The following is a 24,300-nucleotide window of genomic DNA, read 5'->3' on the forward strand; positions in this document are numbered from 1 at the left end:
CCCGCCGCTCCCGCAGCACCTCAGCACGGTCGCCGCCGCGAGGAACGACCCGAGTGCCGGGCCGGGCGGCCACTCCGGGCCCCGAACCGGGGAGTCCCGCGACTCGGCCACGATGGGGTCCTCGCGGCCGTCCGGCTCGACCACGATCCGCGCCGTGACGCCGTCGAGCCGGGTGCCGGGCGACGGCCTCGGCGCCGGCGGAAGCACAGCGCGCCTCGACGACGCGACGCCATGTGGGCCGACCGGACGAGCTGACCAGGCGAACCGACTATGTCCGATTCATCCGATCGTTCAGAGGGTACCCGGGGCGACATGATCACCATTGGGGTCGAGGAAGAGTACTTGCTGCTCGATCCGGACACGTGTCTGCCCGTCCCGCTCGGGGAGCAGGTGCGCGCGGCGGCCGGCCTGGAGCCGATCGTCGAGGACGCCGAGGTCCAGTCGGAGCTGTTGCAGGCCCAGGTGGAGGTCGCCACACCCGTGTGCACCGACCTGGAGGAGGCGGGCGGCCATCTGCTGCGGCTGCGGCACGCGCTGGGCACGGCGGCGGAGAAGAACGGCTGCCGGATCGCCGCCTGCGCGACCGCGCCGTACCGGGAAGTGGCTCCGGTGCCGGTCACCCAGAAGGCCCGCTACCTCGCGATGCGCTCGCAGGCCCCGCAGCTCGTGGCCGAACAGCTCGTCAACGGGATGCACGTGCACGCGGCCGTACCGGACCGCGAGATGGGTGTCGCCGTCCTGAGCCGGATCCGGGTGTGGCTGCCTGTGCTGGTCGCCATGTCGGCGAACTCTCCCCTGTGGGACGGCAAGGACACCGGTTTCGCGAGCTGGCGGACGGTGATCTTCGGGCGCTGGCCGGTCAGCGGGCCGCCGCCGTGCTTCACCTCGCTGGAGGACCACGAGAGGCGCGTCCAGACGCTGCTGGACACGGGCATCATCACCGACACCGGACAGCTCTACTGGCAGGCCAGGCTGTCCGACAAGTACCCGACGGTCGAGGTGCGCTGCGCGGACGTACAACTGCGGGCCGACACGGCGGTCATGTTCGCGGGGATCGTCCGTGGGCTGATCGCCACGGCCATCCGTGAGGAAAAGGCGGGTCTGCCCCTGCCGGACTGCCCGCCGGAACTGCTCCAGGCGTCGAACTGGCACGCCGCCCGCCACGGGCTCAGCGGCCTGCTGGTCGACCCGGAGGGCAGGGCGCGCAGGGCCGGTGACGTCCTGGTCATGCTCCTGGACCACGTCACGCCCGCGCTCGACGAGGCCGGTGACACCCGTGAGGTGACCTCCCTGGTGCACCGGCTGCTCCAGCAGGGCACCCCGGCGGACCAGCAGCGCCGGGCGCTCGCCGAGGGCGGGCTGCGGGCCCTGGCCGAGCTGATCACCAGCGAGACCGTCGCGCCCTGAGCGCGGCCGGGCCTTCCCGAAGCCCCGCACCAGCGATCACGGCCCGCGGACGGCGTAGGCCGGGTGGGGCCGCGCAGGGCCCCGCAGAGGTCGGCGGCCTCGTAAGGGCTCCTGATCCGACGTACCCGAGGCCGCCGGCCCCGAGGAGTCGAGCCTGGAGGGGCCCCGCCCCCACCCACCGGCGGTGGCCGCCCCGGGGGGGCACCGGGAACGGGCACCACCAGTCCTGTTGTGCCCACCCTCCCCCGAGCTCTCGGCTGCGCCCGAGCAGAGGCCTCCACGCCCTGCGGAACGACTGCCCGCAACGGGGAAACGTCTCGACCGGTACGTGACCCGCCCCGCCGAGCGCTGCCCCGAGCGCTGCCCGGAACGCACACCGAACGCCCCCGGCGGCACCGCACTCACCCTCCGTGACCACTCGAACGGCGCTCACCACCGCGCCCCCCGCCCCCGTTCGGCCCAGCCTGGTCGCAGGTGCACAGGGCACTCGCCCGCCGTTCGCGGTTCGCACTCGTCCGGAGGAGACCGAATGAACACCGCTTTCTCACGCCGCTGGGAACACGCCGTCGTCACCGGCGGCGCAGGCTTCGTCGGCTCGCACCTGTGCCACGCGCTGCTGGAATCGGGCACCGCCGTCACATGCGTGGACGACTTCAGCACCGGGCGGCCGGAGAACATATCCGAGCTGCTCGACCGCCCCGGCTTCACGCTCGTCGAGGCGAACGTCTGCGAGCCCTTCTCCGTCGACCGGACACCCGACCTGGTGCTGCACTTCGCGTCACCCGCGTCACCCGCCGACTACCTGCGCCTCCCCCTGCACACGCTGGAGACCGGCAGCCTCGGCACCCGCCACGCACTGGCCCTCGCGCACCGCTCCGACGCCCGCTTCCTGCTCGCCTCCACCTCCGAGGTGTACGGCGACCCGCAGCAGCACCCTCAGAACGAGCGGTACTGGGGCAACGTGAACCCGGTCGGCCCGCGCAGCGTGTACGACGAGGCCAAACGGTTCGGCGAGGCGCTCACCACGGCGAAGGCCGAGATGCACGGCACGGACGCCGGCATCGTGCGGCTGTTCAACACCTACGGTCCGCGGATGCGCGGCCACGACGGCAGGGCCGTCCCCACCTTCGTACGCCAGGCGCTGGCCGGTGAGCCCCTCACGGTCACCGGTGATGGACAGCAGACCCGGTCCCTGTGCTACATCGACGACACGGTGCGCGGCATCCTCGCCGCGGCGGCGCACGGGCTGCGCGGCCCGGTGAACATCGGCAACCCCACCGAGATCACCATGCTGGAACTGGCCCGGCTCGTCATCGAACTCACCGGCTCCGACTCGGAGATCCGCTTCATCGAACGGCCGACGGACGACCCGGCCGTGCGCTGCCCGGACGTCACGCTCGCCCGCGACAAGCTCGGATGGGAGCCGCGCGTCGACGCCGAAGAGGGCCTGCGGCGCACCATCGCGTGGTTCCGCGACCACGCGGACGCCCGTTCCTGACGCCCGTCCTCCCCCGACTCGCCGAAAGGCCTGGGACCCCATGCGCATTCTCGGAATCAACGCACTGTTCCACGATCCCGCCGCCGCGCTGGTCATCGACGGCCGCACCGTCGCCGCCGCGGAGGAGGAGCGCTTCTCCCGCCGCAAGCACGGCAAGCGGCCGGTGCCGTTCTCCGCCTGGGAACTGCCCGAGAAGGCCGCCACCTGGTGCCTGAAGCGGGCGGGTCTGCGCCCCCAGGACCTGGACGCGGTGGCGTACTCCTTCGACCCCGAACTCGCCCGGCCCGCCCACGAGATGGGACTGGACGACCCCTGGGACCACCTGCGGCTGACCTACGCGCGCGAGGCGCCCGGCTTCCTCGGAGCCACGCTGCCGGGCCTCGACCCGGACATCGTCCGCTTCGTCCCGCACCACATGGCGCACGCCGCCTCCGGTGCCTTCGCCGCGGAAGGCGCCGACACCTCGTCGGTCCTGGTCCTCGACGGGCGCGGCGAGCGGGCCTCGCACCTGGCGGCGCGCCGCGTCCACGACCGGCTGGAGGCGCTGTACGCGCAGGACCTGCCGCACTCGCTGGGGCTGGTCTACGAGGAGCTCACCGACCACCTCGGGTTCCTGCGCTCCTCCGACGAGTTCAAGGTGATGGCGCTCGCCTCGCACGGCCGGCCCCGGATGCTGCCCGAGCTGCGCCGGTACGTGTACCCCACCGGTGACGGCGGGTTCCACGCGACCGGAGTGCCGTGGGCGGAACTGTGCCCGCGCCGCCGCCCCGACGAGGCGTGGACGCAGGACCACGCGGACATCGCCGCCAGCGCCCAGGCGGTGCTGGAGGAGACGCTGCTGGACCTGGTGCGCTGGCTGCACGGCCAGACCCACGACCGTGTCCTCACCCTGGCGGGCGGCGTCGCCCTCAACTGCGTGGCCAACTCGCGGATAGCACGTGAGGGCCCGTTCGACCGGGTGTGGGTGCAGCCCGCGGCGGGTGACGCCGGTACGGCGCTGGGCGGGGCGCTGCTGCTGGCGGCGGGCTGCGGGGACGACCCCTCACCGATACCGGGCGCCGACCTGGGGCGCGACTGGTCCGACGCGGAGCTGGGTGCCTGGCTGAAGACGGCCGCCGTGCCGTTCGACCGGCCGGCGGACATCGCCGAGACGGTGGCCGAGGCGCTGGCGGACAACGCGATCGTGGCCTGGTTCCAGGGCCGTTCGGAGTTCGGGCCGAGGGCGCTCGGGCACCGCTCGCTGCTGGCCCACCCCGGGCACGCGGGCAATCTGGAGCGGCTCAACGACGTCAAGGGGCGTGAGCAGTTCCGGCCGGTGGCGCCGATGGTGCTGGCGGACCGGGCGGCGGAGATCTTCGACGGGGTGGTCCCGAGCCCGTACATGCTGTTCGTGCACGACGTGGCGCCAGAGTGGCGGGAGCGCATCCCGGCCGTGGTGCACGTCGACGGAACGGCGCGGATCCAGACCGTGGACCGGCGGGCCGAACCGCTGGTCGCACGGATGCTGACCGAGTTCGAGCGGCGCACCGGGCTGCCGGTGGTGGTCAACACCAGCCTCAACACAGCCGGCCGGCCCATGGTGGACGACCCGCGCGACGCCCTGGAGTGCTTCGGCTCGTCGCCCGTCGACCTGCTCGCCATCGGCCCGTACGCGGTGCGGCGCGGGGACTTCTTCCGCTCCGACGACACCGACGACGCGTCCCGGTGACGGGAGGAGACGGCTCATGAACATCCTGCTGTGGCACGTGCACGGGTCCTGGACGACGGCGTTCGTCCAGGGGCCCCACACCTACCTGATACCCGTCACCCCCGACCGGGGCCCCGACGGGCTGGGCCGGGCGCGCACCTTCAGCTGGCCCGACTCGGTACGGGAGATGACACCCGAGCAGTTGCGGGACGCGCCGGTGGACCTGGTGGTCCTCCAGCGGCCGCACGAATTCGAGCTCGCCGAGCGCTGGCTGGGCGGGCGCCGTCCTGGGCGGGACGTCCCGGCGGTCTACCTGGAGCACAACGCGCCCGACGGCAACGTCCCCGAGACCCGTCACCCGTGCGCGGACCGCACCGATGTGACACTGGTCCACGTCACCCATTTCAACCGGCTGTTCTGGGCCAACGGTTCGGCGCGGACCGAGGTGATCGAGCACGGCGTCGTCGACCCGGGTCACCTGTACACCGGGCGCCTGGCGCGGGCGGCGGTCGTCGTCAACGAGCCGGTACGGCGCAGCCGTTACACCGGTACGGACCTGCTGCCCGCACTGTCCGAGGCGGCTCCGCTGGACGTGTTCGGCATGCGCACCGAGGGCCTCGCCGCGCACCTGGGCGTGCCCGAGGAGCGGTGCCGCGCCACCGACCTGCCGCAGCGGGAGCTGCACGCGGCGATGGCCGAGCGCCGGCTGTATCTGCACCCCGTCCGCTGGACGTCACTGGGCCTGTCACTGCTGGAGGCCATGCACCTGGGCATGCCGGTCGTGGCGCTGGCCACGACCGAGGCGATCGAGGCGGTCCCGGCCGGTGCGGGGACCCTCTCGACACGGCCCGAGGTGCTGGCGCGAGCCGCCCGGCGCTATCTCAACGAGCCTGAGGCGGCGGCCGAGGACGGCGCGCGGGCCCGTCAGGCGGCGCTCGAACGCTACGGGCTCAAACGCTTCCTGGGCGACTGGGAGCGCGTAATGACGGAGGTGCGCTCATGACATCCCTGGATCCCCTGGACACCGGGCCCGGCCGCCGCCCGCGCCCCGAGGACGTCGACGCGATCGGTGACGGCGACGCGACCGGTGACGCCGACGCGACCGGCGACATCCGCGCGACGGGCGACATCGACGACATCGGTGACATCGACGCGGAGGCCGAGGCCATCGAGGCACTGGACGCGGAGGCGTTGGACGCGGAGGCGATCGACATCGACATCGGTGCGGGCCGGGGCTCCGCGCGCGGCGGTCACGGGCTGTCCATCGCGCTCGTGTCCGAGCACGCGAGCCCCCTCGCCGTACTGGGCGGGGTCGACGCGGGCGGCCAGAACGTGCACGTCGCCCGCCTCGCGAGCGCCCTCGCCGATCGCGGCCACCGCATCACCGTCTTCACCCGCCGCGACGCACGGGACCTGCCCGACCGGGTGATGCTGCGCCCGGGCGTCGAGGTGCACCACGTGCCCGCCGGGCCGCCGGAACCCATCCCGAAGGACGAACTCCTGCCCTACATGACGGAGTTCGGCCTGTGGATGGCCCGTGAGTGGCAGACCCGTCCGCCCGACCTGGTGCACTCGCACTTCTGGATGTCCGGCGTCGCCACGCTGCGGGCGACCCGAGCGGCGCACCTGCCGTTCCTGCACACGTACCACGCGCTGGGAACGGTGAAGCGGCGCCACCAGAAGCAGGCCGACACCAGCCCGCCGGAACGCATCGCCCGGGAGCTGGAGGTGGGCCTGGGCTGCGACCGGGTGATCGCCACCTGCCACGACGAGGTGTTCGAGCTGAGCCGGATGCGCATACCGCCCGACAAGGTGGGTGTCGTGCCGTGCGGCGTGGACACCGAGGTGTTCTGCCCGGAAGGCCCGGTGGCGGAACGCGACGGCGGGCACACGTACCGGCTGCTCCAGCTTGGGCGGCTGGTCCCCCGCAAGGGCGCCGCGGTGTCCATCACCGCGCTGACCCGGCTGCCGGACACCGAGCTGCTCGTCGTCGGCGGCCCTCCGGGCGACCGGCTCCACGACGACCCGGAGGTGCGCCGGCTGAAGGAGATCGCCCGGCTGGCGGGGGTCGCGGACCGGGTCCGGTTCACCGGGGGCGTACCGCCCGAGGACGTGGCACCGCTGCTGCGCAGCGCGGACGTGGTGCTCTGCCCGGCGGACTACGAACCGTTCGGCATCGTTCCGCTGGAAGCCATGGCGTGCGGGCGGCCCGTCGTCGCCAGCGCGGTGGGCGGGCAGCTCGACACCGTCGCCGACCCCGACACCGGGCGGCTGGTGCCGCCGCGGGACCCCGACGCGCTGGCCCGCGCGGTGGGGGAACTCCTCGCCGACCCCGCGCAGCGCGCCGCCTGCGGAGCGGCCGGCCGGCGCAGGGTGCTGAGCCGGTACGGCTGGGCGCGGGTCGCCGCGGCCACCGAGAAGGAGTACGCCGCGGTGCTCGCCGCCCGGCCCGCCGTGACGGGCGTGGCCTGATCCGGTCCAACGGTCCAACGGTCCACCGGTACGACGAAGTCCGAAGGAGGTGTGGGCCCCGCCGCCGTCCCCCTGGTCCCTGGACACAGGGGACGCGGCACGCCCGAACGCCATGACCGATCCCCTCGCTCCCCCCACCCTCGAAGCGGCGCACGAGCACTGCCGGGCGCTGCAGGACACGCTGGCCCGGTTCCGGCTCGACCATCTGGAGCGGATCGCGCAGTGGGGCGGCCATCTCGCGGCCGTCCTCCCGGTGGGCGGCCGGCTGCTGGCCGCCGGAAACGGTGGCAGCGCCGCCCAGGCGCAGCACCTGACCGCCGAGCTGGTCGGCCGATACCAGCGCGAACGCCCCGCCTTCTCGGCCATCTCCCTGCACGCCGAGACGTCCAGCGTGACGGCCATCGGCAACGACTACGGGTTCGACCAGGTGTACGCGCGGCAGGTCGCCGCGCACGGCCGTCCCGGTGACGTCCTGGTGCTGCTGTCGACCTCGGGCCACAGCGCCAACCTGATCGCGGCGGCCGTGACCGCGCGGCAGGCCGGGCTGCGGGTCTGGGCGCTGACCGGCCCGCGGCCCAACCCGCTGGCCGAGGCGGCCGACGAGGCGCTGTGCGTGGAGGCCGATGCGACGGCGACCGTGCAGGAAGCCCATCTGGTGGCCGTCCACCTGCTGTGCGAGTGCTTCGACGCGGTGATCGCCGCCGGGGCTGCGGCGGGTAAGGCGGGGGCGGGCACGGCGGGGGCGGGTAAGGCGGGGCGGCCCACTCGGGCGGCGGGCGCGGCGGCGCCCGTCGCGGTCCGGCGGAGGATGTCATGAGCGAGTACAAGCCTTTGGTCGTCGTGGGTGACGTCCTGCTGGACGAGGACATCGAGGGTGTGTCCACGCGGCTCGCCCCGGACGCCCCGGCGCCCGTCGTCGACGTCACCGGTGACCAGCGCCGCCCCGGCGGTGCCGGGCTGGCCGCCGCGCTCGCCACGCGCGGCGGGCGGGACGTGGTGCTGGTGACCGCGCTGGGCGACGACCCGGCCAGCGAGGCGGTGCGGCGCTCGCTGCGCGGTCGCGTGCGGCTGGTGGAACTGCCGCTGAACGGCACCCTGCCGGTGAAGACACGGGTGCTGGCGTCCGGTCGGCCGCTGGTGCGGATCGACCGCGGCGGCGGTGACCCCGGCGAGCCGGACGGGGCGGTGCGCGACACCCTCGCCCAGGCCCACGCCGTGCTCGTCGCCGACTACGGGCGGCACACCGCGAGCGCGGTACGCGAGCACCTGGCGGCCGTCGCGCCCAAGGTGCCCGTGGTGTGGGACCCGCACCTCAAGGGCGACACGCCGGTGCCGGGGTCGCGGATCGTCACGCCCAACGCCGCCGAGACGACGGCGTTGTGCCGGGGTGACGGCGATTCGCTGCGCGCGTTCGCCGAGCGGGGCGCCGACCTGGCGGAACGCTGGCGGGTGGCGGCGGTGGCCGTGACGCTCGGCGAGCGGGGCGTGCTGCTGACCCGGCCGGGCGCCACGACCCCGATGCTGGTCCCCGCGCCGTACAGGGCGGAGGGCGACGCGTGCGGTGCGGGCGACTGCTTCGCCGCCGCGACGGCCGCCGCGCTGGCGGACGGCGCCCTGCCGGAGGAGGCGGTGCAGCGGGCGGTGGCCGAGGCGGCCGCGTTCGTCGCCGCGGGCGGCGCGGGCAACCCGTCGCTGTGGCGTACGCCGCCCCCGGCCGCGCCCCGGGAGGTACCGGAGACGGACCCGTTCGTGCTGGCGGAGCAGGTACGGGCGCGGGGCGGCACGGTGGTCGCGACCGGCGGCTGCTTCGACCTGCTGCACGCGGGCCACGTGGGCCTGCTGGAGAGCGCCCGCCGGATCGGCGACTGCCTGATCGTGTGCGTGAACTCCGACGAGTCGGTCGAGCGGCTGAAGGGCCCGGGCCGGCCCCTGAATCCGCTCGCCGACCGGGTGCGGGTCCTCGCGGGCCTGGGCAGCGTCGACGCGGTCGCCGTCTTCGACGGGGACACGCCCGCGGAGCTGCTGAGCCGACTGCGGCCGGACGTGTGGGTGAAGGGCGGCGACTACTCCGCGGAGGACCTGCCGGAGGCGGAGGTACTGCGCGCCTGGGGCGGCCAGGCGGTGGTGCTGCCGTACCTCGACGGCCGCTCCACCACACTGCTGGCCCGCCGCGCCGCCCAAGCCGCGACCCCCATCCGCCCCCCGGGACGGTAGCGGGCCGGCTCTGTCGCGGCGCCCCCACGCGTGGCCCGCATTCGCCCGGTGGGCGGCTCCCCCCGTTGTGGGCAGTCGTCCCGCAGGGCGCGGGTGGGCACAACGGGCGGGACGGTGCCCGTTCACGGCGACCCCGGGGGCGGTCACCGCCGGTGGGTGGCGGGCGGGGCCCCTCCGGGCTCGCCTCCTCGAGGCCGGCGGCCTTGGGCACGGCGCTGGGGAGCCGTCCCGAGGCCGCCGACCTCTGCGGGGGCGACCCTGCACGGCCCCACCCGGGCCGGATTCCGGGTGCGGGGCGTGTGGGGGCACGGTTCCGTCCGGGCCGGATTCCGGGTGCGGGGCGTGGGGGTCAGGCCGCGGTGGAGAGGGCCGGGCGGGGCGCGAGGACCGGGGTGACGACCGGCTGCGGGGCGCGGCGGCGGTGCAGGAGGAGGCCCGCGCCGATCGCGCCGGCGATGAGCAGGCCGCCCGTGACGAGGGCGCCGCGCGCACCGGCCAGTTCCATGAGCAGGCCGAGCGCCGGCGGGCCGGCGAGGCCCCAGACGGTCTTGATGCTGCCCCACACGCCGAGCACACGGCCGCGCATGTCGGCGGGCGGGTCGGTCTGGAGGACGGTCGTCCCGGCGGTGTCGGAAACGGACTCGACGACGGCCATGGGCAGGACGAGGACCAGCAGGACGGCCAGCGACGGTGAGAGCCCGGCGACGACCTGGAGCAGCGCCCCGGCGGCGGCCAGGGTGCCCACGAGGCGTACGGAGGGCTTGCGCAGCCGGGCGCCGAGGACGGCGCCGAGGATGCCGCCGACGGCCAGGACGGTGGAGACCGTGCCGAAGGCGCCCGCCCCGCCCGCGAGCGGTCCGGTGACGAGGACGGCGAGGGTGAGGCCGTAGTTGCGGCCGAAGACGGTGCTGATGCCGGTGATGCCGGCGAGCGCGACCAGGCGGGGGCGGCGGGCGAAGAAGGCCATGCCCTCGCGGACCGTCATGGTGTCGGCTTCGTCGCGCGGCGTGGCCGGGACGGCCTTGGGCACGGCCGCGGCGACCGGACGCAGGAACGGGATGACCGCGGCGACGAACAGGAACGACAGGCCGTTCGCGGCGTACGCGGCGGCCGTGCCGAACACGGCGACGGCGAGGCCCGCGAGTCCGGCGCCCGCGAGCCGCCCCGCGTTGCTGACGAGGGACCCGACACCGATGGCGGAGGGCACGTCCTCGGCGCGTACGAGGTCGTTGCCGAGGAGCGCGCAGGCGGGCCCGTCGACGGTGGCGATGAGGCCGGTCACGGCGGCGAGCACCATCAGGACGGCCAGGTTGAGCTGGTCGAACGCGACGAGCAGGGCCGTGGTGAAGGCGACCGCGCCGAGCAGGGCCTGGCTGACGGCGGCGGTGAGCTTGCGGGGCCAGCGGTCGACGGCGGCGCCGCCGGCGACGCTCATCAGCAGGCCGGGCGCGGCCTGGACGGACAGCGACAGACCGGTGGCCGCGGCGGATCCGGTGATCTGGAGCACCAGCAGGTTCTGCACGGTGAGCTGCATCCACGTACCGGCGTTGGACACCAGGTTCGCGAGGGACCACCAGCGCATGCTGCGGTACTTGAGGGAGCGCCACGGCGAGTGCTCGGCACGGCGGGAGGGCGTGGAGGAAGAAGGCACAGTGAGCTACGGGGGTGACGAGCCGGTGGACTCGGATGGCGGAATTCGGCGGAAGTAGGGCCAGCTGCTGCTCTGCACGGCCGGTCCACCGGATCTGTCTGCTGCTGCGCGCCTCGTCAGAGGCGGTCCCACAGCGTCGACCATCGTGGCAGAAGGGCCGGTGCGGGGGCGGCGTGGAAAGGCCTCGTCAGCGGCCCTTCACGCCGCTGTTTCCGGTCTGACCTGGGCTTTCGGCACTTCTGGTGTGCTTGCTCACAGTGATCGTCCGGCATGCCGTGGGTAGTGGCGCGGGCCACAGTGGGAGCAGAGGACTCACCAGGAGGTGCACAAGGTCATGGACGGCGGAGTACGGGTCGATCTTCGGGGCAGGCAGGCGCTGGTGACCGGCGGGGCGCGCGGACTGGGTGCGTCGATCACCCGGGGCCTGGCCGGTGCGGGCGCGTCCGTTCTGGTCGCGGACGTGCGCAAGGAGCAGGCGCGCGAGTTGTGCGAGGAGCTGGCGCAGGACGGTCGGGACGTCCGGTTCGTGGAGCTGGACGTGACGGACGCGCGGGCCGTGGCTGAGGTGTTCCGGGAGCTGGAGCAGGACGGCCAGGCGGTGGACGTCCTGGTCAACAACGCGGCCGTGGACGTCTCCAAGCCGATCGAGCACCTGACGGCGGAGGAGGTGACCCGGGTGATCACGACGAACCTGCTGGGGCCGATGTACCTGTGCCTGGAGACCTACCGCCGGATGGTGGCCCGGGGCGGTGGCCACATCGTGAACATCCTGTCCACCGCGTCGAACCGCACCTGGACGGAGGCCGGTCCCTACTCGGCCGGCAAGTCGGGGCTGCGTGCCTTCACGCACACGCTGTTCAAGGAGGCGCAGCGGGACTGCCCCGGGATCGGCGTGACGGGGATCATCGCGGGCGGAATGGAGACACCGTTCATCCTGGAGCGGTTCCCGGACGCCGACGTGTCGATGCTGCAGAGCCCCGACATCGTGGCCGACACGGTGCTGTACGCGCTGTCGGTCCCGGCGGGCAGTGCGGTGTCCGAGCTGGTGGTGGTGCCGCGGAAGGAGCCGTCCTGGCCGTGATCAGCCGGGCGGGTGTCCGGTGCGCAGCATCCGCAGGACGGCCTGTTCGGCGGGCCCGTGGGTGGCGGGGATGCCGTGGGCGCCCTCGTCACCGAGGCGGGGCAGGGCCGCGGCGACGGTGACGCCCTCCTCGTACAGCTCGATCACGCGCGGGTTGATGTAGGACGCCCGGCAGATGGCGGGGGTGTTGCCGAGGTAGCCGGAGACCTCGCGGCACGCGTGGGCGATGGCGCGTTTGCGGGCGCTCTCGCTGTGTGCGACGGACTGGGACACGGCGAGCGCCACGGCCGCCATGACGGTGGCGTGCCAGGTTCGGAAGTCCTTGGCGGTGATCTCCAGGCCGGCCAGTTCCCTGAGGTACGCGTTGACCTCCTCGCCGGTGAGTTCGTGCCAGGCGCGCCGTTCCCAGTAGGCGAGGAGCCGGTCACCGCCGTTCTTGCGGCGCAGCAGCGCGGTGAGGGTGCGGCAGGAGGCGGGGTCGGTGACGGTCCGGACGATCTCCTTGCCGTGTTTGCCGGTGTACGTGAAGAGGACCGCGCCGCCCTGGCAGCAGGAGTGTTCGCGCAGCAGTGTGGTGAGCCCGTAGCTGTTGTTCTCCTCGGTGTAGCGGTCGCTGCCGATGCGGAAGAAGCCGAGGTCGAGGAGGCGTACGGCGGTGGCGAGGACGCGTCGCCGGGTCAGGCCCCGGTCGCCGAGGTGCGCTTCGACGGCCTCGCGCACGGTGGGGAGCCGTTCGGCGACGTCCAGGACGTGCTCGTGCTTGGCCTGTTCCTGCTCGGCGCGGAACTGGGGGTGGTAGAGGTACTGGCGGCGTCCGGCGGCGTCGGTGCCGACGGCTTGCAGATGTCCGTTGGCCCGGGTGCAGATCCAGACGTCCTGCCAGGCCGGGGGGATGACCAGGCCTTTGATGCGGGCGAGTTCCGCCGGGTCGCGCAGGGGGTTGCCGGAGGGGTCGAGGTAGCGGAAGCCCCGCCCGTGCCGCTTGCGGCGGTAGCCGGGGTCGGTGGGACGGCTGTGGTGCAGACGCAACGGATCCTCCTCGTCACGACGCTACGGCCGACGGGAGAATCCGCGCGGACGGGTGTTCAGGACGGCTTGAGCGGGTCGTGGCCGATGTCCATCAGGCCGTGGCGCCAGTCGGTGCCGCCGGCCTTGGGGTCGAGGGACGGGTCGCGCTGCGAGCGGACGATCTCGCAGACGCGCTGCATGACGTTCACGTCGTCCTCGGTGAGGTCGGTGCGGCGCTTGCCGAGGATTCCGAGGACGCGGCGGCCCATGGGCTTGCCCGCGCGGTCGGGGACCTCTTCGGTCTCCTCGCCCGCCGCCTCGACGCTCAGCCACTCCTGCAGCTCGCGCGAGGTCATGTTGACGACGGTGTGGAACTCGTCCCAGAGCGCGTCGCTGATCTGTTCGGACACTGCCATGACGTACCTCCTTCGCGGCTCGGGCTGGTCCCCGGGTTTCCGGCTCGTGCCCCCGGCAAACACCCGGAGGTCAGGGCGGGAGCGGCTGTTCGGCCCAGATGGTCTTGCCGGTGGGGGTGTAGCGGGTGCCCCACTGCTGGGTCATCTGCGCGATGAGGAACAGGCCCCGGCCGCCTTCGTCCTCGCTGCCCGCCCGGCGCAGGTGGGGTGAGGTGTGGCCGGTGTCGGAGACCTCGCAGATCAGGGTGCGGTCCCGGATGAGCCGTAGCTGGATGGGGCCGGAGGCGTAGCGGATGGCGTTGGTGACGAGTTCGCTGACCACCAGTTCGGTGGTGAAGGACAGGTCGCCGTCGAGTCCCCAGGCGCCGACCTGTCCCGTGGCCAGGGCGCGGGCACGGCCGACCACTTCGGGGTCGTCCGTCAGGTCCCAGGCGGCGACCTCGTGGCTGTCGAGGGTGCGGGTGCGGACGAGGAGGAGCGCGGCGTCGTCGTCGACGGGGCCGGGCAGCAGTGTGCTGACGATCCGGTCGCACAGTTCGTCGAGGGGGCGCCGGTGTTCGGTGAGGACCGCGTGCAGGGCGTCGAGTTCGGCGTCGCGGTCCCGGTCGCGGCCCTGGACGAGCCCGTTGGTGAACAGCGCCATGAGGCTGCCTTCGGGGAGGGGGAACTCGGCGCTCTCGAACGGCAGTCCGCCCAGGCCCAGTGGCGGGCCGGCGGGCACGTCCGGGTGGCTGACCTCGCCGGTGGTGGGGTCGACGACGGACGGCAGCGGGCTTCCGGCACGGGCCATGCTGCACCGCCCGGCGACCGGGTCGTACACGGCGTACAGGCAGGTCACGCCGAGCGCGGCGTCGTCGGTCCCGGCCTGGACGGCGGTCTGTTCGTGGGCGTCCTGGGTGATGAGTTCGTCGAGGCGGGTGAGGAGTTCGTCGGGCGGGAGGTCGAGCCGGGCCAGGGCGCGCACGCTGGTGCGGAGCCGGCCCATGGTGGCGGCGGCGCGTACGCCGTGGCCCACGACGTCACCGACGACGAGGCCGACACGGGTGCCGGACAGGGCGATGACGTCGTACCAGTCGCCGCCGACTCCGGCCCTGCTGTCGGCGGGGAGGTAGCGGTGGGCGACGTCCACGCCGGTCAGGCGGGGCAGGTGGCGGGGCAGGAGGCTGCGCTGGAGGGCGAGGGCGGCGGCGTGTTCGCGGGTGAAGCGGCGGGCGTTGTCGATGCAGACCGCGGCGCGGGCCACGAGTTCGTCGGCCAGGGGCAGGTCGTCGGACGCGAACGGGTCGGGGTGCCGGTCGCGGCAGAAGGTCACCACGCCCAGCGAGGCGCCCTCGGTGCGCAGCGGTACGGCGAGGCGGGAGCGGGCGTTCTCCGTGCCGTTCGGGTCCTCCACGACGGGGCGTCCGGAGCCCAGGCAGCGGGCCTGCGGCGAGTCCGCCGGATAGTCGACCGGCCGGGGTCCGGCGGGCCGGCCGCTTCCGTCGCCGGCCGCGACCGGGGCGGGTCCTTCCCACACGCGTACGACGCGTCTGGCGGTCGTCGTGCCGGGGGTCGGCTGGTCGCCCTCCAGGACGGCGTCGAGGAGGTCGACGGTGATGCCGTCGGCGAACTGCGGCACGGCGACGGCCGACAGTTCCTGCGCCGTGCGGATCATGTCCAGGGACGTGCCGACCCGGCCGCCGGCCCGCACGAGGAGGTCCAGGCGCTGCTGGGCGAGGTAGCGGGCGGTGATGTCCACCGTCTCCTCGCACACGCCCAGGGCGCGGCCGTCCGCGTCCTGGAGCCGGTAGTAGGAGCAGGACCAGACGTGGTCGTGCTCGGGGTCGGCGGGCGGGCGGCCGCTGTAGTGGAGTTCTATGACGGGCTCGCCGGTGGCGATCACCTGGCGCATGGCCTCCTCCAGCGTGCCCGGGTAGCCGTCGGAGAGGATCTCGCCGTGGGCGACCATCTCGTCGGGGCCGATCCCGGCGTACTGGAAGGTGCCCATCTCTTGGTAGAGGGCGTGGTTGGTCCACACGACCCGCAGGTCGGTGTCGTAGATGGCGAGTCCGACGGGTGACTGGGTGGCCAGGCCCCGGAGCATGGACTGGAGGGCCTCCCACCGCTCGGTCTCGTCCGCGTCGGCCACCGCGAGCAGCCGGGCGGGGCCGGGGCCGGTGTGGGACAGCGGGAGCGACGCGGTCGCCACCCGGATGATGTGGCCGTCCCGGCGGCGCATGTGGAGCACCTGGTACCGGGCCTGTGCCGCCCCGGGCAGGGGCGTGGCGAGGTGGTACTCGCCGGGGCGGTCGACGATGAGGGTACCGATGGGGCGGCCGACCGCCTCCTGGGGCGGGTAGCCCAGCAGGGCGTGGGCCGCCGGGCCCCAGCCGACGACGGTTCCGTCGGCGTCGAGGACGGCCGTCGCCGCTTTCGTGACGTCGAGGGGGCCGCGGAAGTCGGCACCCTCGGCCGCGTACACCGCGCTCATGGCACCTGCCTCCTTGTGTCTCCTCATGGTCGGTCGGCGCTGCGCGCGGCACAACCGCGCTCATGCCGTACGGCGGGGGCCGGGGGCTCCGTCGGGCGAGCGGGCGGCGAGGAGGAGGGCGATGTCGTCGGGCCGGTCCCCGGCCGCCCTCGCCTCGCGGATCAGTCGCTCGGCGGTGTCGGCGAGGGGATGGGTACCGACTCCGGAGAGGGCGCCGCGCAGCCGTTCGATACCCAGGTCGATGTCGGTTCCGGGCTCCTCGACGAGACCGTCCGTGTACAGGGCGAGGACGTCACCGGGCGCGAGTCGCAGTTCGGTGACCGGGTAGGAGGCCTGGGGGTCGACGCCGAGGACCACGCCGCCGGGGAGTTCGAGGACCTCCGTTGTGCCGTCCGGGTGACGCAGCAGGGGCTGGAGGTGGCCGGCGCGGACGGCCCGGGTGACCCCGGTGTCCGCGTCCAGGACGATGTAGCAGCAGGTGGCGAACTGGCCCACGTCGAGGTCGATGAGCAGCCGGTTCATCCCGCTCATGACTTCCTCGGGGTCGTGCCCGCTCAGCGCGAAGGCGCGGACGGCGCTGCGCAGCTGGCCCATGGTCGCGGCGGCGGCGACGCCGTGTCCCTGGACGTCGCCGATGATCAGGGCGATGCCGCGGCCGGTGTCGATGACGTCGTACCAGTCGCCGCCGACCTCCATGCCCTGGGTGCCGGGCAGGTAGCGGCCGGCGGTGTCGACGCCGTGGAGCCGGGGCAGCCGGTGCGGCAGCAGGGCGTTCTGGAGGCCCCGGGCGAGGGCGGCCTCGGAGTCGTAGCGACGGGCGCGGTGAAGTGCCTGGGCGATCAGTCCGGCGAGGGCGGTGAGGACGGTGCGCTCCTCGGGGCTGAAGCCGCGGGGCTGGTCGAAGCCGAGGATGCAGGAGCCGACCGGGCGGCCGGAGGCGATGAGGGGCAGGAAGGCGCGGGCGCCGACGTGGGCGTCCATGGGGATGCCGGGGTAGGCGTCGGCGAGCCGCTGCATGGACTCGAAGAAGAGGGGCCGGCCGGTGGTGAGGGTTTCGACGCCGGGCAGCCGGACGTCGAGCCCGACACCGTCGAAGCGGTCGAGGAAACCCTTGGGGAAGCCGGTCTCCCACGCGAGGTGGAGCTGGCGCTCGTCCAGGAGGTAGATGGCCAGTTGGCGGCCGCCGAACGCGGGCAGCAGTTCCTCCGTGACGACGGCCGACACCTGGCGGGCGGTGACGGCCTCGGTGAGCGCGATGGCGAGGGCGACGGGACGGTACAGGATGGACGCCCGGTCGGCCGGGGAGCCGAGTCCGGCGCCGGGTGCGACCACGGATCCCGATGTGTACGCGGGCTGACCGGCGGCGGCGACGGTCATGGTCACGCCCTCGTGTCCGGGGTAGAGGGACACCGCGAGCCACCTCTCCTCGTCCCGGTGGGCGAGGAAGTGGACGGGCTCGTCGGAGATCAGGGCGGCCCGGAAGTTGTCCTCGTACGCGGGCCGCCCGAACCAGGGCAGGGCGTCCCACAGGTCCCGTCCGACGAGCTCGGGCGCGCCGCGGCCGAGGAGGGTCTCGGCGCTGCGACTGACGAACATGATCCGCCCGAGCCGGTCCAGTGAGCAGATTCCGTTCGGCATCCGGTCGGCCGCCGCGGCGGCGGCCCCCGCGCCGTGCTCCACGACGGCTCCGCGCAGCCGCCCGGCCTCGCCGGACAGCTCCAGGAGACACGGGCGGCCGTCGAGGCCTCGCAGCCAGATGCGGCGGGCGAGGGGACGGTCGGAGTCGGCCACCTGGCGCGCGACGGTCCACAGCCCGTACATGTCCTCCGGGGCGAGCCATGACGCGAGGGCGTGCGTCGTGACGGACACCCCGGCGCCCGGGCGGGACGCCTCCGTGCCGGGGCGGGACGCCTCCGTGCCGGGGCCGGCATCGGCGCCGGGGACTGCGGGCGGGTGGGTGCCGGGGCCTGCGGGCGGGCGGGTGCCGGGGCCTGCGGGCGGGCGGGTGCCGGGGGCCGGGAGCGGGTCGGTGCCGGGGCCCGGGGACGGGTCGGTACTGGGCCCTGTGGGCGGGTGGGGGGCCTGGGACGGGTCGGTGCCGGGGCCCGGGGACGGGTCGGTGCCGGGGCCCGGGGGCTGGTCGGAGCCGGGGGCCGGGGGTGGGCCGGAGCCGGCGGCCGGGGACGGGTCGGTGCCGGGGCCCGGGGGTTGGCCGGAGCCGGCGGCCGGGGACGGGTCGGTGCCGGAGGCCGGGAGCGGGTCGGTGCCGGGGGCCGGGGGTGGGCCCGGGGTGGGCGCGGGGTCGGCAGGGCCGGGGCCGAGGATCGTTCGGAGCGCGCCGTCCACGGTGATGGCGCCCGTGGCGGGGTCCCAGTCGAGGTGGCCGGTCCGCACCGGCGGGTCGGCGTGGGCGGGGAGCTGGACGTTGACGGGCGGGTCGTCCCAGGCGACGCGGGTTCCCCGGGCGGCGAGGCCGGCGAGCCGGGCGCCGAGGCGCTGGGCGGCCTGCCGCATCCGGTGCCGGTCGGCCGGGTCGACCGGGCGGCCGGGGGTGGCGGCGCGGAGGACCACCAGCACGCCGAACGCGTCGCGGTCGTGCGTGACCGGTTCGTACAGCGACCCGAACGGGAACGGCAGGCCCGCCATGAGCTGCGGGAAGCGGCGCATGGCGTCCTCGGCGTCGGCGAGGTGGACCGGCCTGCCGGAACGGTAGGACTCCGCCACCGGGAAGGGCCGGTTGATGTGCATGCGCCACCAGGGGCGGAACAGCCGGGCCGGCAGCCCGGCGAGGGTGGCCATCCTGAGCAGCCCCGGGGTGCCGGTGCGCAGGTAGACCGTGCCCGCGAAGGCGCCGGTGGACTCGACGGCGTCCACCGTGGCGTGTGCCAGCTCCAGGGCCAGTGCGTCGGGCGGGCCCTGGGCGCTCGCGGTGCCGTTGCTGTGCGGTTTCCCTGGCATGTCCCAGCCTCGTCCAAGCGGGAGGTGTTCGGGCGGCGCCGTACCAGGTGCGGCGCGGCGCCGGGGCACACAGACAGCATGCTCCCGAGCGGGCGCGTCGCGCACATCGGTGGCCGGGGAGCGGTCGCGACGGTTGAGCTATGTTGAGCGGAATCGGGACAAGAAGGAGGCACACCGGTGCCATCAGGGCAGCAGGCACGCGCACAGGCGGCTGCGATCACGCCGGGCAAGCCGTCCTCCACGGAGGAGTCGGCCCCCGGTGTTCCCATGGACCGGGTCATGGCGCTGTTCGGCGGTCACCGGCTGTCGCCCGCCCAACGCCGTATCGCCCAGTACATGATCGACCACCTCACGGAGGCGGCGTTCCTGTCGATCACGGACCTCGCGGAGCGCGTCGGGGTCAGCCAGCCGTCGGTGACGCGGTTCGCGACGTCCTTGGGGTACAGCGGGTTCCCCGCGCTCCGGGAGGCGCTGCAGCCGATCGCGCTCAGCGCGGTGGCCGGTGCGCCGGACACCCGCGAGGAGATCCGCCGCAACGAGCTGCAGGCCGCCATCGACGCCGAGATCGAGAACCTGGAGCATCTGCGCCGGCTCCTCGCCGATCCCGGCCAGATCCTGGACGTAGGCCGCGAGTTGGCCACTTCCGTGCCCTTGACCGTCCTCGGTCTGCGCATCTCGGTGTCGCTCGCGGAGTACTTCGCGTACGCGGCGCGCCGGATCCACCCCGACGTCCGCCTGGTGACGCGCGGCGGGAGTGTCGCCTACGACGCGCTGCTGCAGTCCCGGGAGGCGGGCGGCACATGGGTGCTGGCCTTCGCGATGCCGCGGCACGCCCACGAGACGTTGGCCGCGATGCGGGCGGCCCGCCGGGCCGGGCTGCGTATCGCGCTGATCACCGATCTGACGCTCGGGCCGCTGGTGGACGAGGCGGATGTGACGTTGACGGCCGGGACGGGGTCGCGGCTGGTTTTCGACTCGTACGCGGCACCGGGTGTCCTGGCGGCGTCCGTGCTCCAGGCCATGGCGGACGCCAATCCGGAACGGACGCAGCTCCGGCTGGAGGGCTACGAGCAGGCGGCCGAGCAGCACAAGTTCTTCCTCGACGACTGAACGAAGACCCCACCCCCCGTCCCCACCAGGGCGTTTTCAGCCGTTTTCATGCCAGTCGTGGCATGAAAAATTTCATGCGCTTGCTTACTCGACGGTAAATATATTTACTGCTCGGACACCCCGGTGAAACCACCCGGGGAACGAGACAGAACACCGGCGTGACGGCGCTCCCTCCTCGCGTCGCCCCCCGGTGTTTTGACCGGGCGCTCCGCACTCCCCGCGGACACCCGTGGCGGCCCCGGTCAACCCCTGGGCCGGGGCCGCCGAAAGTCCTCCCCGTCAGGTGGCGGCCGCCGCCGTGGCCGGGGCGGCGGACGTGGATGTGACGGCGGACGCGACGGTGACGGCGGACGCGGCCGTGGCCGCCGTGGCGGCCAGCCTGGCGCGTGCGGCGGCCAGCGCTTGGTCCAGCTGCCGCGTTCCGGTGGTCACGCAGAGCGTGTACGTGACATCGTCGAGCCGTCGTTTCAGGTCGGGCGCGAGGGCCAGCTCCTGGGAGGCGGTGCACAGGGATTCGTAACGGGCTACGAGCTCACGAAGCACTGCGGGATGCGCCAACAGCATGAACGTACCTGCCTTTCCCACGCCACGAAGCAAGGAGAGAGGGGACGCCGATGCCTGCTCCAGGCCGGCCTCCCCGGGACCGGGCGATGCGCCGGTCCCCGAACCGGGTCGCCCTCCCGCACATGGTGTGCCCGTACTCTCCGGTCCTCACACGACATTGTGATGCAACCGTGACGGTTTCGCGCTGCGTGGGGCGAAAAGGGACCTGTGCTCCATTGTCGTGACATGGACTTCGGTCCCGATAGCCGCCTCCGGCGCGGGGGTACCCCTCGACCATGGCTGTGAACCCCATCGAAATGCAGAAGGCCCTCGGCGGCGTCAACTACCCGGCTTCCAAGAAGGAGATCGTCGACCAGGCACAGAAGCACAAGGCCGACAAGAAGGTCATGGACGCCCTGAGCTCCCTCCCCGACAAGGAGTACGACTCGCCGGCCGCCGTCAACAAGGAGGTCGGCAAGGGCTGAGCCTGCTCCAGGCCCCGCCCCGACCGCCACACCGTCCGCCCCGTCCCCGCAGTCCGGGTGACGGGGCGGACGCGTGCGTACACGCGCACATCCGCACGTCCACACACGCGCACACCCGCACACCGCCGCGCCGTCACCCAAGTGGACGGCGTGGGGCTGTGAACCGGCCGCCGCCGCGCTCCACTGGCTGGACAGGGCGAAGTCCGCCGCCCTGCCAGGCAACCTTGGTGGCCCCATGGCCATCCTCCCTATGCGGCGGCCCCGAACTCCCGGACGCCGCCCCGCACACCAGTGCATGGAGTGAGCAGCCCATGGTCCATATGTCGGTCGTCGTCCCCTGCTTCGACGAGAGCGAGGTGATCGACGCCTTCCACACCGCCCTGGTCGCCGCCCTCGAACCGACCGGCGTGTCCTTCGAGGTCTGTTACGTCGACGACGGCAGCGGCGACCGGACCATGGACCGGCTGCGCGGCCTCGCGGTGGCCGACGGACGCGTGCGCTACACGTCCTTCAGCCGCAACTTCGGCAAGGAGTCGGCGCTGCTCGCCGGTATGCGCATGTCGCGGGGCGACGTGGTCGTCCTCATGGACGCGGACCTCCAGCACCCTCCCGCGCTCCTCCCCCGCATGCTGGAGCTGCACCGGCACGGCTACGACCAGGTGATCGCCCAGCGCGACCGCAGCGGCGAGAGCGCCGTGCGGACCGCCCTGAGCCGCGCCTACTACCGTCTGGTCCGCCGCTTCATGGACGTCGAGATCGTCGACGGGGCGGGCGACTTCCGGTTGCTGTCGCGCCGGGCGGTCGACTCGCTCCTCTCCCTGCCCGAGAGCAACCGCTTCTCCAAGGGCCTGTTCTCCTGGATCGGGTTCGACACCGTCAGCTTCACCTACGAGAACGTCGAGCGGGCCGCCGGCCGCTCCAAGTGGGGTGGCCGGCGGCTGCTCAACTACGGCATCGACGGGCTGCTGTCGTTCAACAGCCGGCCCCTGCGCCTGGCCATCCACACCGGTCTGTGGCTGTTCCTGTCCGCGCTCGTCTACGCGCTGTGGATCGTCGCCAACGCGGTCCTCAACGGCGTCGACACCCCCGGGTACGCGACCCTCATCACGGCCATCGTCGCGCTCAGCGGCATCCAGCTCGCCACGCTGGGTGTCATCGGGGAGTACGTGGGGCGGATCTACCACGAGGCGAAGCGCCGCCCGCACTACGTGGTGCGCGAGACGGACCGGTCGGCGGCCGTCCGGCGCCACGAGGCGCGCGAGGCCCCTCTGGAGCCGGCGGGACGGGTGCGGCCGAAGCCGTGAAGCCCGTCGTCCTCAGGCAGTTCGTGTCCTTCTGCCTCGTCGGGCTGGCCAACACCGCCGTCTACTTCGGCGTGTACGCCTCGCTCAACATCTGGCTGCCGTACCTCGTCGCCCACGTCATCGGGTACGCCGTGAGCGTCGTCGGCTCGTTCCTGCTCAACTCGTACGTCACCGTCCGCACCCGGCCGACCTGGCGGGCGTTCGCCCGCTATCCCCTGTCGGGCGCGGCGAACGTCGTGGGCAGCGGGATCCTGCTCCATCTCGCCGTCAGCGTGCTGGGGATGGACGAGAACCTCGCGGCCGTCGCCGCCGGTCTCCTCGTCACCCCGCTGTCCTTCGTCCTCGCCCGCTGGGCCATCACCTCCGGGGCGGCCGCCACCCGTCGCTCCGCGTCGCGGCAGCCGCCCGGGGAGGACCGGGTCAGGGAAGGCGTGTCCCGCGAGTGACCTTGTCCAGGTGGTAGTAGTCGGCGACGCACTGCGCCGGCCAGATCCTGGTGCCGTTCGCGCTGAACGGCTCCAGCATCCCGCTGACCGACACCGGCTTGTACGGCAGGACCTTCGCGCCCTCGGCGGCCCGCTCCCGCAGCCACCGGTCCTGCCGGTCCCACTTCTGCGCCCGTACCCGCATGTCGTGGCCCAGCTCGTACAGCGGGGCGGCCAGCCCCAGGACGGTCACCGCACAGAGGGCGGCGGCGAGGGAGGTGACCGCGCCGGTGCGGACCCCGCGCAGCCGTAGCGCACGCCCCAGGAAGGCGCCCGCGCCCACCAGGAGCAGCACGTACAGCAGGAGGTAGTCGTTCCAGGTGCGCTCCGCCGACACCACCCGGGGCCCGAAGACGGGGTACGTGATGACGGTGCACAGGTAGCCGGAGACGAGGAACGCCAGCGCGCCGAGGCCGGTCAGCAACAGCGGCCGGCACGGCAGCAGGACCCGCCGCTCCCCCGTGGTGCCGCGCACGAGCAGGCCCAGCAGCACTCCGGCGGCGAGGGCGCCCGCGTAACTCCATGTGGTCAGCACGGTCTCGAGGATGCGGACGTACGCCCCGAGCGAGGCGAGCAGCGATTCGGGGGCGAGCATCGAGGTGGTCTCGGCGCCGAACCGCTCGCGCCGGTTGCGCGAACCGGGGGACGTCACCAGCACGATCGTGCCGATGGCGACGCCGGCCATGCCGACGAGCGACCAGACGCGGGCGAACGTCCTGACCCGTTCGGTGAAGAGCAGGCCGGCGAAGAGGACGACGCCCGACAGCACCACCAGGGCCACCACCGACGCCTCTTCGGAGAGGGTGCCCATGAAGACGCCCGCGATCAGGACGACGGCGAGCGCGGTGATCCGGCCCCGCCGGCCGCGGGCGCACAGCAGGGGGATCGCCGCGGCACAGGCGAGGACCGGGGCGAGGGTGTGCGAGACGGACGCGGCGGGCCAGTAGAACGTCTTGTACGTGTTGGGTGTGGCGAACAGGAAGACCGCCGTGATCATGGACGCGACGAGCAGTGGCACTCCGCGCGGCGCGCTCTGTCCCGCCCGGCGCAGCAGCGTCGCGGTCAGCGCCCACAGCAGGCCGAGCATGAGGACGCCGCTGACGAGGCCGTACCACTGGTGCCCGGCGACCGGGAACTCGGCGTACAGCCCCACGAGCAGGCCGTTGCCGACGCGGCCGTTGTCGGTGAAGTAGAACTTCCCGATCAGGCCGGAGATGCCGTCGTCGCGGACGACGGGCAGGAAGCACCATTCGTCGGCGCTGGGACGGACGTACCGGCCGAGGTAGGACGCGCCCGCGAGGAGGCCGAGCGGCAGCAGCGCGAGGCCCGCCGTCCACGCGGTCGTCCGTGTCCCGCGCGCGTCACCGCCACCCTTGTCGTGCCCGGGCCCGGGGCCTTCACCCGGGTCCGGTGGGATGGTGACACTCGATGCGCCGACGGCCATGTCTTCTTCACTGCCTCTCGGGAAACCACTGGTACGACACCGAAGAGGTGAATCGGGGCGGTGCCGT

19 protein-coding genes and 1 pseudogene are annotated in these 24,300 nt (G+C 73.6%); 12 read left to right on the forward strand and 8 right to left on the reverse strand.

Features of this window, described 5'->3' with window-relative positions; genetic code table 11:
- Positions 1 to 18 precede the first annotated feature (18 nt).
- Positions 19 to 171, reverse strand: a pseudogene (locus ACZ6C1_RS05700) (glycosyltransferase family 2 protein); the annotation flags it as partial.
- Positions 172 to 312: 141 nt separating this feature from the next.
- Here ACZ6C1_RS05700 and ACZ6C1_RS05705 point away from each other — a divergent pair.
- The 7 genes from ACZ6C1_RS05705 (at position 313) to rfaE2 (ending at position 9,278) form a co-directional block, all read left to right on the forward strand.
- The gene (locus tag ACZ6C1_RS05705) at positions 313 to 1,407 is read left to right on the forward strand and encodes a carboxylate-amine ligase (RefSeq protein ID WP_469237984.1); all 1,095 of its coding nucleotides are present in this window, start codon (positions 313 to 315) and stop codon (positions 1,405 to 1,407) included.
- A 529-nt stretch (positions 1,408 to 1,936) separates the two neighbouring features.
- Positions 1,937 to 2,905 (forward strand): UDP-glucuronic acid decarboxylase family protein, encoded by a 969-nt coding sequence (locus tag ACZ6C1_RS05710; RefSeq protein ID WP_469237986.1) that lies wholly within the window; start codon positions 1,937 to 1,939, stop codon positions 2,903 to 2,905.
- A 40-nt stretch (positions 2,906 to 2,945) separates the two neighbouring features.
- Positions 2,946 to 4,613 carry a carbamoyltransferase family protein gene (locus ACZ6C1_RS05715; protein ID WP_469237988.1) on the forward strand — a complete coding sequence of 556 codons (1,668 nt, stop codon included), beginning with the start codon at positions 2,946 to 2,948 and terminating at the stop codon, positions 4,611 to 4,613.
- A 16-nt stretch (positions 4,614 to 4,629) separates the two neighbouring features.
- Entirely contained in the window at positions 4,630 to 5,595 is a 966-nt protein-coding gene (locus ACZ6C1_RS05720; RefSeq protein WP_469237990.1) for a glycosyltransferase, read from the forward strand.
- Positions 5,592 to 7,064 carry a glycosyltransferase gene (locus ACZ6C1_RS05725; protein WP_469237992.1) on the forward strand — a complete coding sequence of 491 codons (1,473 nt, stop codon included), beginning with the start codon at positions 5,592 to 5,594 and terminating at the stop codon, positions 7,062 to 7,064. Before ACZ6C1_RS05720 ends, ACZ6C1_RS05725 begins: the two co-directional genes overlap by 4 nt.
- Before the next feature lie 112 nt (positions 7,065 to 7,176).
- Positions 7,177 to 7,881 (forward strand): D-sedoheptulose-7-phosphate isomerase, encoded by a 705-nt coding sequence (locus ACZ6C1_RS05730; protein ID WP_469237994.1) that lies wholly within the window; start codon positions 7,177 to 7,179, stop codon positions 7,879 to 7,881.
- Entirely contained in the window at positions 7,878 to 9,278 is a 1,401-nt protein-coding gene (gene rfaE2, locus ACZ6C1_RS05735) for a D-glycero-beta-D-manno-heptose 1-phosphate adenylyltransferase (RefSeq protein WP_469237996.1), read from the forward strand. Before ACZ6C1_RS05730 ends, rfaE2 begins: the two co-directional genes overlap by 4 nt.
- 349 nt (positions 9,279 to 9,627) lie before the next feature.
- Here the strand turns inward: rfaE2 and ACZ6C1_RS05740 are convergent, their stop codons facing one another.
- Entirely contained in the window at positions 9,628 to 10,860 is a 1,233-nt protein-coding gene (locus ACZ6C1_RS05740) for an MFS transporter (protein WP_469238193.1), read from the reverse strand.
- Positions 10,861 to 11,263: 403 nt separating this feature from the next.
- On the opposite strand from ACZ6C1_RS05740, the gene ACZ6C1_RS05745 reads away from it, so the two are divergent.
- Positions 11,264 to 12,010 carry an SDR family oxidoreductase gene (locus tag ACZ6C1_RS05745; protein WP_469237998.1) on the forward strand — a complete coding sequence of 249 codons (747 nt, stop codon included), beginning with the start codon at positions 11,264 to 11,266 and terminating at the stop codon, positions 12,008 to 12,010.
- Here the strand turns inward: ACZ6C1_RS05745 and ACZ6C1_RS05750 are convergent, their stop codons facing one another.
- From ACZ6C1_RS05750 to ACZ6C1_RS05765, 4 genes are all read right to left on the reverse strand, one after another.
- Positions 12,011 to 13,039: a DNA topoisomerase IB gene (locus ACZ6C1_RS05750; protein WP_469238000.1), complete on the reverse strand. Its 1,029-nt coding sequence runs from the start codon at positions 13,037 to 13,039 to the stop codon at positions 12,011 to 12,013.
- A 56-nt stretch (positions 13,040 to 13,095) separates the two neighbouring features.
- Entirely contained in the window at positions 13,096 to 13,434 is a 339-nt protein-coding gene (locus ACZ6C1_RS05755) for a DUF3140 domain-containing protein (RefSeq protein ID WP_469238002.1), read from the reverse strand.
- A gap of 70 nt (positions 13,435 to 13,504) precedes the next feature.
- Positions 13,505 to 15,904 carry a SpoIIE family protein phosphatase gene (locus ACZ6C1_RS05760; protein ID WP_469238004.1) on the reverse strand — a complete coding sequence of 800 codons (2,400 nt, stop codon included), beginning with the start codon at positions 15,902 to 15,904 and terminating at the stop codon, positions 13,505 to 13,507.
- Positions 15,905 to 15,964: 60 nt separating this feature from the next.
- Positions 15,965 to 18,862, reverse strand: a complete 2,898-nt coding sequence (locus tag ACZ6C1_RS05765) for a SpoIIE family protein phosphatase (RefSeq protein ID WP_469238006.1) — start codon at positions 18,860 to 18,862, stop codon at positions 15,965 to 15,967.
- A 177-nt stretch (positions 18,863 to 19,039) separates the two neighbouring features.
- Between ACZ6C1_RS05765 and ACZ6C1_RS05770 the strand changes: the two genes are divergently transcribed.
- Positions 19,040 to 19,972: a MurR/RpiR family transcriptional regulator gene (locus ACZ6C1_RS05770; protein ID WP_469238008.1), complete on the forward strand. Its 933-nt coding sequence runs from the start codon at positions 19,040 to 19,042 to the stop codon at positions 19,970 to 19,972.
- Positions 19,973 to 20,251: 279 nt separating this feature from the next.
- On the opposite strand, the gene ACZ6C1_RS05775 is transcribed toward ACZ6C1_RS05770, so the two are convergent.
- Positions 20,252 to 20,536, reverse strand: a complete 285-nt coding sequence (locus tag ACZ6C1_RS05775; RefSeq protein ID WP_469238009.1) for a DUF5133 domain-containing protein — start codon at positions 20,534 to 20,536, stop codon at positions 20,252 to 20,254.
- Between the two features lie 275 nt (positions 20,537 to 20,811).
- Between ACZ6C1_RS05775 and ACZ6C1_RS05780 the strand changes: the two genes are divergently transcribed.
- From ACZ6C1_RS05780 to ACZ6C1_RS05790, 3 genes are all read left to right on the forward strand, one after another.
- Positions 20,812 to 21,000, forward strand: coding sequence for a DUF2795 domain-containing protein (locus ACZ6C1_RS05780; RefSeq protein WP_351819546.1), 189 nt, complete (start codon positions 20,812 to 20,814; stop codon positions 20,998 to 21,000).
- 311 nt (positions 21,001 to 21,311) lie between these two features.
- Entirely contained in the window at positions 21,312 to 22,304 is a 993-nt protein-coding gene (locus tag ACZ6C1_RS05785; protein WP_469238011.1) for a glycosyltransferase family 2 protein, read from the forward strand.
- Positions 22,301 to 22,750, forward strand: a complete 450-nt coding sequence (locus ACZ6C1_RS05790; protein ID WP_469238013.1) for a GtrA family protein — start codon at positions 22,301 to 22,303, stop codon at positions 22,748 to 22,750. Before ACZ6C1_RS05785 ends, ACZ6C1_RS05790 begins: the two co-directional genes overlap by 4 nt.
- Here ACZ6C1_RS05790 and ACZ6C1_RS05795 read toward each other — a convergent pair.
- Positions 22,725 to 24,233, reverse strand: coding sequence for a DUF6056 family protein (locus tag ACZ6C1_RS05795; RefSeq protein WP_469238015.1), 1,509 nt, complete (start codon positions 24,231 to 24,233; stop codon positions 22,725 to 22,727). The two genes, ACZ6C1_RS05790 and ACZ6C1_RS05795, sit on opposite strands and share 26 nt — an antisense overlap.
- Positions 24,234 to 24,300: the final 67 nt, after the last annotated feature.

The sequence above is a fragment of the Streptomyces sp. NPDC041796 genome (assembly GCF_055590785.1).

Excerpts from the sequence above, each read along its gene's own strand:
- ACZ6C1_RS05760 (WP_469238004.1), bottom strand. The coding sequence starts at position 15,904 with ATGAGCGCGGTGTACGCGGCCGAGGGTGCCGACTTCCGCGGCCCCCTC.
- ACZ6C1_RS05765 (WP_469238006.1), bottom strand. The coding sequence starts at position 18,862 with ATGCCAGGGAAACCGCACAGCAACGGCACCGCGAGCGCCCAGGGCCCG.
- ACZ6C1_RS05705 (WP_469237984.1), top strand. The coding sequence starts at position 313 with ATGATCACCATTGGGGTCGAGGAAGAGTACTTGCTGCTCGATCCGGAC.
- ACZ6C1_RS05795 (WP_469238015.1), bottom strand. The coding sequence starts at position 24,233 with ATGGCCGTCGGCGCATCGAGTGTCACCATCCCACCGGACCCGGGTGAA.
- ACZ6C1_RS05725 (WP_469237992.1), top strand. The coding sequence starts at position 5,592 with ATGACATCCCTGGATCCCCTGGACACCGGGCCCGGCCGCCGCCCGCGC.
- rfaE2 (WP_469237996.1), top strand. The coding sequence starts at position 7,878 with ATGAGCGAGTACAAGCCTTTGGTCGTCGTGGGTGACGTCCTGCTGGAC.
- ACZ6C1_RS05745 (WP_469237998.1), top strand. The coding sequence starts at position 11,264 with ATGGACGGCGGAGTACGGGTCGATCTTCGGGGCAGGCAGGCGCTGGTG.
- ACZ6C1_RS05755 (WP_469238002.1), bottom strand. The coding sequence starts at position 13,434 with ATGGCAGTGTCCGAACAGATCAGCGACGCGCTCTGGGACGAGTTCCAC.
- ACZ6C1_RS05715 (WP_469237988.1), top strand. The coding sequence starts at position 2,946 with ATGCGCATTCTCGGAATCAACGCACTGTTCCACGATCCCGCCGCCGCG.
- ACZ6C1_RS05730 (WP_469237994.1), top strand. The coding sequence starts at position 7,177 with ATGACCGATCCCCTCGCTCCCCCCACCCTCGAAGCGGCGCACGAGCAC.
- ACZ6C1_RS05720 (WP_469237990.1), top strand. The coding sequence starts at position 4,630 with ATGAACATCCTGCTGTGGCACGTGCACGGGTCCTGGACGACGGCGTTC.
- ACZ6C1_RS05785 (WP_469238011.1), top strand. The coding sequence starts at position 21,312 with ATGGTCCATATGTCGGTCGTCGTCCCCTGCTTCGACGAGAGCGAGGTG.
- ACZ6C1_RS05780 (WP_351819546.1), top strand. The coding sequence starts at position 20,812 with ATGGCTGTGAACCCCATCGAAATGCAGAAGGCCCTCGGCGGCGTCAAC.
- ACZ6C1_RS05710 (WP_469237986.1), top strand. The coding sequence starts at position 1,937 with ATGAACACCGCTTTCTCACGCCGCTGGGAACACGCCGTCGTCACCGGC.
- ACZ6C1_RS05740 (WP_469238193.1), bottom strand. The coding sequence starts at position 10,860 with ATGCGCTGGTGGTCCCTCGCGAACCTGGTGTCCAACGCCGGTACGTGG.
- ACZ6C1_RS05775 (WP_469238009.1), bottom strand. The coding sequence starts at position 20,536 with ATGCTGTTGGCGCATCCCGCAGTGCTTCGTGAGCTCGTAGCCCGTTAC.